A 10639-nucleotide genomic window follows, 5' to 3' on the forward strand; every position below is an offset into this window, starting at 1 on the left:
TTTGAACTTGAATCTCAGGGGGGCCTATCGGGTGATGCGGCCAGCCTGCTTCAGGAGGCTCAGGTCCTGCTCCAGGATCTACGGCTCTTCAAGAGTGAACTAGAGCTAGTTACTCCTCTCTGGAACCCCAATCTCAACGATGGCGTGATCATCAACCACGCAATTCTCTGGCGCATCACGCCCTACACCCCCTGGCAGAAGAAGTGCAAGGAGTGTTGGGACAAGTTGGTCAAGGGCGATTACGACTGGGCCCATCTCGCCTTCCATCTCTGGCCCGAGCGGGTGATCAGGAAGTGCACTACTGATCGCAGCCTCGCTATCGCCCACGGCTTAGAAGAGCGCCTCTGGCAGGACACCAATAACGGCAACTGGATGCAGCGTCAGCTGTCAGAAGCTGAGCTGCAAGCCCTGATCTCCGGGTACAGCAAACCTGCGGTGCAGAACGCACTGGAGCGCTTCCTCGCTGCACCTCCACCTGTGGCAGCCGCTCGTACCCGCGCACCGCGGGCCACGAAGTCGTCCTCCACTGGCACAACCCGCCGGCCCCGCGGATCTGCCCCCGAGATAGGGGCAGAAACCTCCCGCCAGACCCTGCTGGTGCTCACCGCCGCACCGGCAGAGGGCCTCGGCAGAAACTCCATTGCCGAGCTACTGGGTGTAGAGGCTGCCTCGCTTACAGCTGTGATCAAGCAGCTCAAGGAAGGCGGCCAGATCGAGCAGCTTGGGGCTGCCCGTGGGGCCAAGTACCGGCTCACTGAGTCAGGTCTCGCGGCTATTGAGAGCCAGCCTGGAGAGGAAGAATGATGGCAGCGGAAGCGCCCCAGCTGCCAACGTCCGAGACCCTCACGGTGGAGTTCAAGGGCGACCGTAAGGAGCAGCTCAAAGATCGTGATCTCGCCTTGGCAGCGATCTGTCTGGCCAATGCCCAGGGCGGCACCCTCTACCTGGGCATCGAAGACAACGGCACCGTCACGGGCTTGCACTCCGGGCGCGATCGTCGCAAGAACCTGGCCGCAGTGATCGCTGAATTCACTACCCCACCACTCGGCGTCTCGGTGGAATACCTGGAGCTCAATGAGCACACCGTTCTCCAGATCGATGTTCCAGTGGCCCAAGGAACGGTGTTTACTCGCGATGGCCGTTGCCAGATCCGCAGCCTCGACCAGCAGGGCAAACCGTTCTGCCGGCCCGCCAGCGCTGTGGATGTGATGCGGCGCTCCCACCAGCAGCTGGAGCTGGATTGGTCTGGCGAACCGTTGCCCACTGCCACCCTTGCTGATCTCAACCCTGCCGAACGCCAGCGGCTGCGCAGCATGGTGCGCACCTACAAAGGGGATCCCACCCTGCTGGAGCTCAGTGACGACGAGCTCGATGGGGCCCTAGCCCTGGTGGGCATCGATGCCCAGGGAACCCATCGGCCCACAGCGGCAGGCCTGCTGCTGCTGGGCCACGAATCGGCCATCAGGCGCTGCCTCCCCGGCCATGAATGCGGCTTCCAGGTGTTGCAGGGAACGGAGGTGCGCATCAATCACTTCTGGCGATCGCCACTTCTGGCTCTGGTGGAACAGATCGAGCAGCGGATTGATCCCCTCCTGACAGAGCAAGAGCTTGATGTGGGCCTGTTTCGCGTGCCGGTGCCGAATCTCAGCAAACGCGCCTTCCGCGAAGCCTTCCTCAATGCCCTTGCCCACCGCGATTACACCCGTCTTGCCGCCGTGCATATCACCTGGCAACTCGGCGATCAGCTGGTGATTAGCAACCCCGGCGGTTTTGTGCGCGGCGTCAGCATCGACACCCTGCTCACCACGCCTCCCCGCTCCCGCAACCTCGCGCTTGCCGATGCCCTCAAGCGCATCGGCCTAGCAGAGCGGACCGGACGGGGGGTCGATCGCATTTACCAGGAGCTCCTAGAAGCGGGGCGAGCAGCTCCCAACTACAGGCAATCCAGCTTGGATGATGTGGTGCTGCAGCTCAGCACCCAGCCGGCCAACCTGCAATTGGTCGCCCTCTGGCAAGCCCAGCAACGCCAGGGCGGTGCACCCCTGGGGCTTCTGAGTCTGTTGCTGCTGGATACCCTGCACGAGCAACGCCGCCTCACCACCGCCCAGCTGGCGGAAAGCCTGCACCGCGAGGAGCCCACGATCAGGTGTCACCTGGAACAACTGGTGGAGGCCGAGCTCGTGGCCGCCCAGGGCCAGGGGCGCGGACGCAGCTACACCCTTTCGCAGAAGGTGTACCAAGCCTTCGATCAGGAAGCCGGGTACCAACGCCAGGCGGCCCTCAGCACTGAAGAGATCGACCAGCGCATCCTCCAGCTGGCCAGGGAGCGTGAAACCCTGCGCCGGCGGGATCTCATCCAAGCTCTCGGCCTGGAGGAGAACCAGGCCACCCATGCCCTGCAGCGCCTTTGCAAACGTGGCGCCCTGATCCCGGAAGGGGTGGGCAAGGGCCGCAGCTATCGCCTTCCGCCATCCGTATGAGTATTTACAAGCACGCGTGTATAAATACGAGCATGCGCGTAATCTGCGCGTATTGGGTGCGCCGCTGCTTCCCATGACCGCCGCCGCCCCCAACAAGCTCCACCGCCGTCTCTGCCAGGAGCTGGCTCCCACGCTGGCTTCCCGACTTTCAGCAGGAAACTCCGCCGATCGAGGGGGGTTTCAGGCGGATCGAGGGGGGCTCCGCCCCGATCGAGGGGAGCTGGCAGCCGATCGAGGGGAGCTGAAAGGCGTCAGGCTGGCAGCGGAGGTCAGCACACATGAAGCGACGCAACGGCACCTACAACACCAAACGCCAGCTGGCTGATCTGCGTCACTGGCCTCCGGATCGCCTGCAGCAGCTTGGCGAGCGGCTGCTCTATGGAGGGAACCCTGAGCACAAGCGCAATCCCGGTGATTTCGGTCTTACTCCTCCCAGTGGTGCCCGAATCGGAAAGATGCTCTGCGACGAAGTTGGCATCTTCCACAGGCAGGAAGCCCTGGAATTGCTGCGTTCCGGTGTTGCCGCTGGCCTGATCAGCGAGCGTTGCGTCAACGGCTGGCCCCAGAACATCTGGGCTCTCCGAGAGGGTCGCGTCCTGGAAGCGCAGCTCGAGCAGAGTGAAACAGGTATCTATCACGGGTACCCCCTGCAGCCAGAAGACCCGTTCGCTGAGCTGGTGCTGCAGCGCTTGGGAGACGAACCATGACCGATCTGCAGCTCAGCATCAGCAACTGGGAAGCCGCTGGCCAAGGCGCTGCCGAGGTGCTCGCTTCCACCGGGCGGCTGCGCCTGCAGGTGGGCGACATCAACCTCACCGAACACGAGGACACCTTCTCCCGCACCAGCCGCCAGGAGGTGCTGGTGTCGGCTTATCCACTGGCCTTCTGGCTTGCGGCCAACTGGTGGCGTCTGCTCCACGAACCCAAACCGCCCGAACGGTTGCGTCCCAGCACAGAGTGGCGCCTGGCCCATGAGTGGCCGGCTGCCAATGCAGGCACCATCTGGCCCGCTGTGGTGCTGGCCAGCGAGGGCGACACCATTCAATTCCAGGCTTCGATCGCAGCAGGCTCCCGCCAGCAGTCGGTTCGCTACTTGAACACGCTGCAGGTTCCGATTTCGATCCCACGGGAGCAGGTGGAAGCGGTACTCGACGGCTTCATCAACTCAGTGCTCGGGCGTCTGGAGGCCTGGGATGGGATCCAGACCGAGCTGCTCGATCTCTGGCAAGAGGTGAAAGATGAGCGCAGAGACGAAGAGTCCAGCAGCTACAGGCGCTTAGAAGCCTGCTTGGGGTTTGATCCCGATGATGCACCGGAAGCCTTGATGGAGCAGGCGATGCGCCTGGCCGAAACCATGGGGCCCCAAACGTTTAATGAGATTGCTCCTCTCTACGGGCGTTCAGCCCAGGGCCAACTTCCAGGTCTCCAGCAGTTTCAGCAACTGCTGGAGAGCCCAGCCCTTGAGGCCAGGTTGCAGGTCTTTGAGGTCGTGCTTCAGAAGCCGATCCAGTCGCGTGCGCCCTGGCGCCTAGCCCAGCAGCTGGCCCATGCCCTGCGCCAACACTTGGGCCTCAGCAATGAGCCCATCCCAACTGCTCTGCTCTGCGATCTCTTTGGCTTGACGCCCCAAGCCTTTGAATCAACCCTGCCACCGAGACGCCAACCCATCGCTGTAGCGGTGCCAGGGCCAACCGGACAGATCGCCCTGCATCTACGCAAGTTTTACCCGCCAGCACGTCGTTTTGAGCTCGCTCGCTTTCTCGGTGATGCCCTGGTCACAGGATCCAGAAGTGAGTCGTGGTACGTGAGTAGCGACATCCCCACATATCGCCAGAAGGTCCAGAGGGCCTTCGCCGCTGAATTTCTTTGCCCTGCTGAGGGTGCCTTGGAGCAGCTCTGTGGCGACTATTCCGAACCGGCCGTGGAGCAGGTCGCCGAGCGATTCGGCGTCAGCCCAGAAATCGTCGAGAACCTCATCGCCAACCAAGAGGTGACTCGGTGACCGCTTCAGCCCCCAACAAGCTCCACCGCCGCCTCTGCCAGGAGCTGGCCAAGCAGCTCAGCGAGCACAGGGTTCTGCTGGTCTTTGATCCGGGCCAGCAGCTGCGGCCCTTTCTCGACGATGTCGCTACGGCCCCGCCCAGCGGCAAGGAGCTGGGCAGCCTCAGCTTCGGGGAGCAGCAGGCCGGCTGGGCAGTGGCCGGCAGCAGCCTCTACGAGCTGCGAAGCCAGCTTGAACCGCACGTTGCAGCAGATCTGCCCGATCCGCTGCTCGTCTACCTACCAAATCGCCAGGAAAGCGAAGGCCGCGCCGTGCTGCTTGAGCTGCTCCGCGCTGGCTCCACCTTCGAGATCAAGCTGGTCAGCCGTGCCCGCGGCTACCTGCGTGAGGTCCTCGAGCCCGACAAGGTGGAGCAGCTGCTCAAGCGTCCCGATCTCACTTACCGCGATATCGCCCTGGCCCTGGAGCAAGCAGGTAGCGGCGGCTTCAGTCAGCTCAAGGCGCTGTTTCAGCAGCAGCTGGGACGCAACAGCTCTCCCGAGAACGCCGAGCTGGCCCGCCTCTGGCTGGCAGCAGATGGGCTCGATGACGCGATCAGCGCCAAAGGGCTGGAGAACGAGCTGCAGGATCTGCTGCACAGCCGCTGGGGCCTGGGCTTTCCCGTAGAGACAACCCTGGCCGACTGGCGCCAGCGGGCCCAGCGGGCCCTGCTGCTGCATGAGTTCCTGCACGACTGGCATGGCGATGAGCTCAGCGCCTTTGCCAGGCAGTCGCTGCCGGTTGGTAAGGCCGCCGAAGAAAACGCCCTCGCCGATGTGCAGGGCCTGCGCCGCAGCCACGCGCCCGCCTACATCGCCATCGCTACTCGCATCGAAGCTGAGCTTGAGCTGCGCTCCCTGATCAGCGGCGAGCGGCCCGGCGTGCTCGGCTCGATCGACACCTTCCCCTGCGAAGAACAGTTCCTTTTGCGCAGCGTCGATGTCTTCCTCGCCCAGGGCGAGTACGCCAAGGCTCAGGAGCTGGTGGCCGCCCGTCACAACAGCTTCTGGCTGGTGGGTCAGCCCACCGATGCCCAGCAAGCCAGGCGCCGGCTGCAGTGGGAGCTGGCCCGCACCGCCGCCGCCCTCGGGGTGGCCCTCGAGCAGGCGCAAGCCCAGCTGCCTAAGGCCGCCGCTGCCGTTGAAGCCTGGCTTCCGTATCAGGCAGAGGCCGCCCAGCAGGTCGATGGCCTGCAGCGGCGCCTGGAGCAGCAGGTGGCTGAGCTCACCGCCAGCGAAGTGGAAATCAGCGACGCTCTAGAGCAGCTGCGGGGCCGCTACGAGGCCCTACTGGAGCAGCAGGCCCAACGTTTCACCGCTGCCTTGCAGCAGGCAGGCTGGCTTATCCCTGGTGCCTTCCCGCAGACGCGCACCTGGAGCGAGCGGGTGCAGCCCGGCGCCGGCAGGGCGGTGGTGTTCTGGGTGGATGCCCTGCGCTACGAGATGGGCGCCACCTTGCATGAGCGCTTCAGCGGCTGGAGCCGCGAGCAGCTCAGCGACCTCAAGCTGGAGATCGCCCAGGCCGCCCTGCCCTCAATCACGCCCGTTGGCATGGCAGCCCTGCTGCCCGGCGCGGAGCGCAGCTTTGCGGTGGCCGATGTCGCTGGCAGCCCCTGCTCTGTGGTCGATGGGGTGCCGGTTGGCTGGAGCAGTGACAAGCCCAAGCGCCTCGCCCACCTGCAGCAGCGGGTGCCCACCGCCGTAGTCATCTCGCTGGTGGAGCTGATTCGCAGCAAGGAGGCCGTGCTGCTCGAGAAGCTGGCCGGTACTGGTCCGGTGGTCGTCACCAGCACCGGCATCGACCACGCCGGTGAGCGCGACACCGACGAGAACCTCGCCAATGTGCGCACCGACATGCAGCGCGAGCTCGACACCATCGAAGACGCCGTGCGCCGCCTGGCAGCCCTGCCGCTGGAGCAGCCGCTGGAGCGCTTCGTGATCACTGCGGATCACGGCTTCCTGCATCTACCGCTGGGCCGAGAGCCCGCCATGCGCATCGACCCGCCGGACGGAAAACTGTTCAAGCTGGAGCGGCGCTGCTGGCTTGGCCACCCCTCCGCCGTCAATCCCTCCTGCGTGGAAATCCAGACCGCAGCCCTTGGCTACGGACAAGATGGTCTCTCGGTGGTGCTGCCCCGTTCTTCCGGGGTGCTCAAGGCTGGTGGCAGTCTCTGCTTTCACCACGGCGGCAGCAGCATCCAGGAGCTGCTGATCCCCCTGCTCAGCTTCCGCTGTGCTGCGCCTGGCACAGCACCTGAGGGCGCAGGCAAGGCCAAAAAGCAGAAGCCCTGGCCAGGAACGCTTGTGGAGAGGGTCACCAATCGCATCTTGATGGTGCCGATCGAGCTACCCATCGACCTGCTCAACCAGGGCAAAAACCGCCAGACAGTGCTCGCTGCCTACGACTGCAAGACAGAAGACCTAGTAGCTACGCCCATCCAGGCCATCGACGCTGAGCTCGACACAGGCACAAACCGCCTCACCCTCACCCCCGGCCAGGCCGCCACCATCGGGCTGCTCATTCCCGGCGACTGGAGCGGCAAGAAGCTCTACCTGGAGCTGCGTGACGCCGCCACCGACCTGGTGCTACACCGCAGCCCCGATCTGCCAGTGGACCTGCTCGGCTGATGGCTCCTGTTACCTACCACCTGGGCGGCTTCCCTCCACCACAGCTCGATTGGCAGCAGCTGATCCCGCTACTGGGCCCTGCTAACGCCAGCCTGGCTCGCTATGACGGCCTACTGGAGGGGATCCCCAACCCCGCAGTTCTGCTAAGCCCCCTCTCCAGCCAGGAAGCGGTGCTGTCCTCCCGAATAGAGGGCACCCAGGCCACCCTGGCTGAAGTCCTGGAGTTCGAGGCTGACGCGGAAGCCAGCACGCTGCCGCAGGAACGCCGCGACGACATCCGCGAGGTTCAGAACTACCGCCACGCCATGAGGCAGGCAGTGGAGTTGCTCGACACCCTGCCGCTATCGCTGCGGGTCATCAAAACCCTGCACGCCACCCTGCTCTCTGGGGTGCGCGGTGACGACAAGGCCCCAGGCGAGTTCCGGAAGATCCCGAACTGGATCGGGCCTAAATATCGACCGATTGAAGAAGCCCGATTTATCCCGATCAGCGCCGACAAGCTCGATGCCGCGATGGGCAGCTGGGAATCCTTCATCCATGACGAATATCCCGATCGGCTCGTTCAGCTCGCCATCGTGCATGCCGAGTTCGAGTCGCTGCACCCCTTCCTTGATGGCAACGGCCGCATCGGCCGGATGGTGTTGCCGCTCTTCCTTTGGCAGACCGGCATTCTGCGCATGCCGTACTTCTATCTGAGCGCTTATTTCGAGGCAAATAAGGACAGCTATGTGGAGCGGCTCCTCGCCATCTCCCGTGATGGCGACTGGACAGGCTGGTGCCGCTACTTCCTGGAAGCCGTGCAGGCCCAGGCCAGCCAGAACCAGGAGAGGGCCAGCCAGATCCTGGCCCTCTACGAAAACCTCAAGCCCGCCGTCCAGGAGGCCACCCGTTCCCAGTACGCCGTGGCAGCGCTGGACTGGATCTTCTCCACCCCCACCTTTCGGGCCACCGATTTCGAAAAGCACGCCGGCATTCCTGTGGCCACCGCCAAGCGCATTCTCCGCTGCCTGGAGAGCGCCGAGATCCTTGCTGTGATCAGGGGAGCCAGCGGCCGGCGCCCCCGGGTCCTCTGCCTGGAGCAGCTACTGGCCGTTGCGGAGGGGCGACCATGACCCCTAGCTTGTGGATCATGAAACCCCGATCCGTGATCCACAAAGCCGTTTGTCGTTCACCCGTGATCCACAAGCCGCCCTGCCTCACCGAGCACAGCACCTCAGCCAGCACCTCCTAATCCAGCCCCCATGAGCACCCCCGCCCGCGACGCCCTCGACGACAAGGTCAATCAGGTCTTTGCGGGTAAGTGCGTGCGCAAGGACTTGGTGCGGGCCGTGAAGGTCGGCGCCAACGTGCCGGTGTTCGTGCTCGAGTATCTGCTCGGCAAGTACTGCGCCTCCTCTGACTCGGCAGCGATCGAGCTGGGCCTCTCGGTGGTGCGTGACACCCTGGCCAACAACTACATCCGCCCAGACGAAGCCACCAAGGCCCAGAGCAAGGTCAAGCAGAAGGGCCGCTACACCTTTATCGACAAGGTCAAGGTGCGCCTGGTCGGCAACACCTATGTGGCCGAGTGCGTCAACTTCGGCAGCAACAGCCTGCGCATCGCTGATGACGACGTGCATGCCTTTGAGCGGTTGCTCACAGGCGGGGTGTGGGCGCAGGTGGAGGTGGAGTGGGAGGAGAACGACAGCAAGGCACCCTTCTCGATCAGCCAGCTGACGCCGATCCAGCTGGCCAGCTTCAACCTCGATGAATACCGCAAGCTGCGGACGCAGTTCAGCACCGAGGAGTGGATCGACCTGTTGATCCGTTCGATGGGCTACGAGCCCTCCCAGTTCAGCCAGCGGCTCAAGCTCCTATTCCTGCTGCGGCTTATCCCGCTCTGCGAGCGCAACTACAACCTTGTGGAGCTCGGTCCCCGCGGCACCGGCAAGAGCTTTGCGGTGCAGGAGCTCTCCCCCTACGCCGCCCTGCTCACCGGCCCCACCACCGTGGCCAACCTGTTTGGCCACATGAGCGGCAAGGTCAAAGGGATGGTGTCGATCTGGGACGTCGTCGGCTTCGACGAGGTGGCCGACCTCCAGAAGATGCCCAAGGAGGTCATCACCACCATGAAGACCTACTGCGAGTCGGGGCAGTTCCAGCGTGGTGCCGAGAGCTTTGCCGGCGACGCCAGCATCGCCATGTTCGGCAACACCCAGCAGCCGATCGACGTGATGGTGCAGACGGGGCATCTGTTTGCTCCGATGCCCGATGTGATTCGCGACGACCGCGCCTTCATCGACCGGCTGCACTGCTACCTGCCGGGCTGGGAAGTTCCCAACATGCGCAACGAGTTCTTCACGGACCACTACGGCTTCGTGATCGACTACCTGGCCGAGGCCCTGCGCGACCTGCGCAAGCTCAACTACACCGAGCTCTGCGACAGCCACTTCGGCCTAGGTAGCCACCTCAACACCCGTGACCGCAAGGCCGTGCGCCGCACCGTCTCCGGGCTGGTCAAGATCATCCATCCCCATGGGGAACCAGCCAAGGAAGACCTGGAGGAAATCCTCAAGCTCGCCATTGAGTGCCGCCGGCGCGTCAAGGAGCAGCTCAAGAAGATGGGCTCCTTTGAGTACAGCCAAACCTCCTTCAGCTACTCCGACAACGACACGGGTGAGGAGCGCTTTGTGGGTGTCCCCGAGCAGGGCGGTCAGGATCTGATCGCTGCAGAGCCGCTGGCACCGGGTTCGGTCTACACCGCGTCCGTGACTGGGGATGGCACGGTTGGCCTCTACCGCTTAGAGGTATCGATCGCGGCAGGCAACGGCAAGCTCAAGCCAGCTGGTGGCATCAGCGGCCCAATGAAGGAATCGATACAGCGGGCATTTGCCTACCTGCAAGCAAACAAGAGCGTCTTCTCGATCAGTCATGAGGCTGGCAGCTACGACTTCAACGTCGAAGCCATCGACCTATTGGGCAACAAGGTAGAAGCCGAGGTGGGTGTGGCCTTCTTTCTCGCCGCCTTCTCCGCCATCCGCCGTGCCCCCACCAGGGCCGGCATGCTTGTGATGGGTGACATGAGCATTCAGGGCAACATCAAAGCCGCCCGCTCCCTTGTGGAACCCCTCCAGGTCGCCATGGACAACGGCGCCCGCTGCGCCCTGATCCCGGGTGAGAACAAGCGCAGCTTCCTCGAGATCAACACCGATGAGATCGACAAGATCGATCCGATCTTCTACAACGATGTGAAGACGGCGACGTTCAAGGGGCTGGATCTCAACTGAGTGTTTCTGTGCTGCCTGGCGACAGGAAGGAACTGCCTGCTCTCTGCAATTAGAAATCACGTCAGTTTCTAATAATCTGACCTGCTTCTCTCGCACACCTCTTGCTTGCCAGTAACAGCGTCAGGGAGTTTGGCTCCTTTGCGCATATTTTCAAAGGCTGCCAGTACCCGCAAATTATCAGGATGATACAGGCCGCCAGCAGCTAGTGGCTGAATGTGATCAACG

At 63.5% G+C, this 10639-nt stretch carries 8 protein-coding genes; all 8 read left to right on the forward strand.

The window, feature by feature from the left end; all coding sequences use genetic code 11:
- Positions 1-804: MarR family winged helix-turn-helix transcriptional regulator (locus tag KBZ07_RS10535; RefSeq protein ID WP_254931571.1), on the forward strand; the 804-nt coding region annotated here is incomplete at its 5' end.
- Positions 804-2480 (forward strand): RNA-binding domain-containing protein, encoded by a 1677-nt coding sequence (locus tag KBZ07_RS10540; RefSeq protein ID WP_254931572.1) that lies wholly within the window; start codon positions 804-806, stop codon positions 2478-2480. The genes KBZ07_RS10535 and KBZ07_RS10540, both read left to right, overlap by 1 nt.
- A gap of 278 nt (positions 2481-2758) precedes the next feature.
- The gene (locus KBZ07_RS10545; protein WP_254931573.1) at positions 2759-3187 is read left to right on the forward strand and encodes a hypothetical protein; all 429 of its coding nucleotides are present in this window, start codon (positions 2759-2761) and stop codon (positions 3185-3187) included.
- Entirely contained in the window at positions 3184-4482 is a 1299-nt protein-coding gene (locus tag KBZ07_RS10550) for an ImmA/IrrE family metallo-endopeptidase (RefSeq protein WP_254931574.1), read from the forward strand. The genes KBZ07_RS10545 and KBZ07_RS10550 overlap by 4 nt, the downstream gene beginning before the upstream one ends.
- On the forward strand, positions 4479-7148 hold the full coding sequence (locus KBZ07_RS16310; protein WP_254931575.1) for a PglZ domain-containing protein: 2670 nt from the start codon (positions 4479-4481) through the stop codon (positions 7146-7148). The genes KBZ07_RS10550 and KBZ07_RS16310 overlap by 4 nt, the downstream gene beginning before the upstream one ends.
- Positions 7148-8260: a Fic family protein gene (locus tag KBZ07_RS10560; protein WP_254931576.1), complete on the forward strand. Its 1113-nt coding sequence runs from the start codon at positions 7148-7150 to the stop codon at positions 8258-8260. The genes KBZ07_RS16310 and KBZ07_RS10560 overlap by 1 nt, the downstream gene beginning before the upstream one ends.
- The gene (locus tag KBZ07_RS10565) at positions 8257-8379 is read left to right on the forward strand and encodes a hypothetical protein (protein WP_254931577.1); all 123 of its coding nucleotides are present in this window, start codon (positions 8257-8259) and stop codon (positions 8377-8379) included. The genes KBZ07_RS10560 and KBZ07_RS10565 overlap by 4 nt, the downstream gene beginning before the upstream one ends.
- A 10-nt stretch (positions 8380-8389) precedes the next feature.
- Entirely contained in the window at positions 8390-10414 is a 2025-nt protein-coding gene (gene brxL, locus KBZ07_RS10570) for a protease Lon-related BREX system protein BrxL (protein WP_254931578.1), read from the forward strand.
- The last annotated feature ends 225 nt before the right edge of the window (positions 10415-10639 follow it).

This window comes from Cyanobium sp. BA20m-14, from assembly GCF_024346295.1.

Coding starts and splice junctions, on each gene's coding strand:
- KBZ07_RS10540 (WP_254931572.1), top strand. CDS start 804: ATGGCAGCGGAAGCGCCCCAGCTGCCAACGTCCGAGACCCTCACGGTG.
- brxL (WP_254931578.1), top strand. CDS start 8,390: ATGAGCACCCCCGCCCGCGACGCCCTCGACGACAAGGTCAATCAGGTC.
- KBZ07_RS10565 (WP_254931577.1), top strand. CDS start 8,257: ATGACCCCTAGCTTGTGGATCATGAAACCCCGATCCGTGATCCACAAA.
- KBZ07_RS10560 (WP_254931576.1), top strand. CDS start 7,148: ATGGCTCCTGTTACCTACCACCTGGGCGGCTTCCCTCCACCACAGCTC.
- KBZ07_RS10545 (WP_254931573.1), top strand. CDS start 2,759: ATGAAGCGACGCAACGGCACCTACAACACCAAACGCCAGCTGGCTGAT.
- KBZ07_RS10550 (WP_254931574.1), top strand. CDS start 3,184: ATGACCGATCTGCAGCTCAGCATCAGCAACTGGGAAGCCGCTGGCCAA.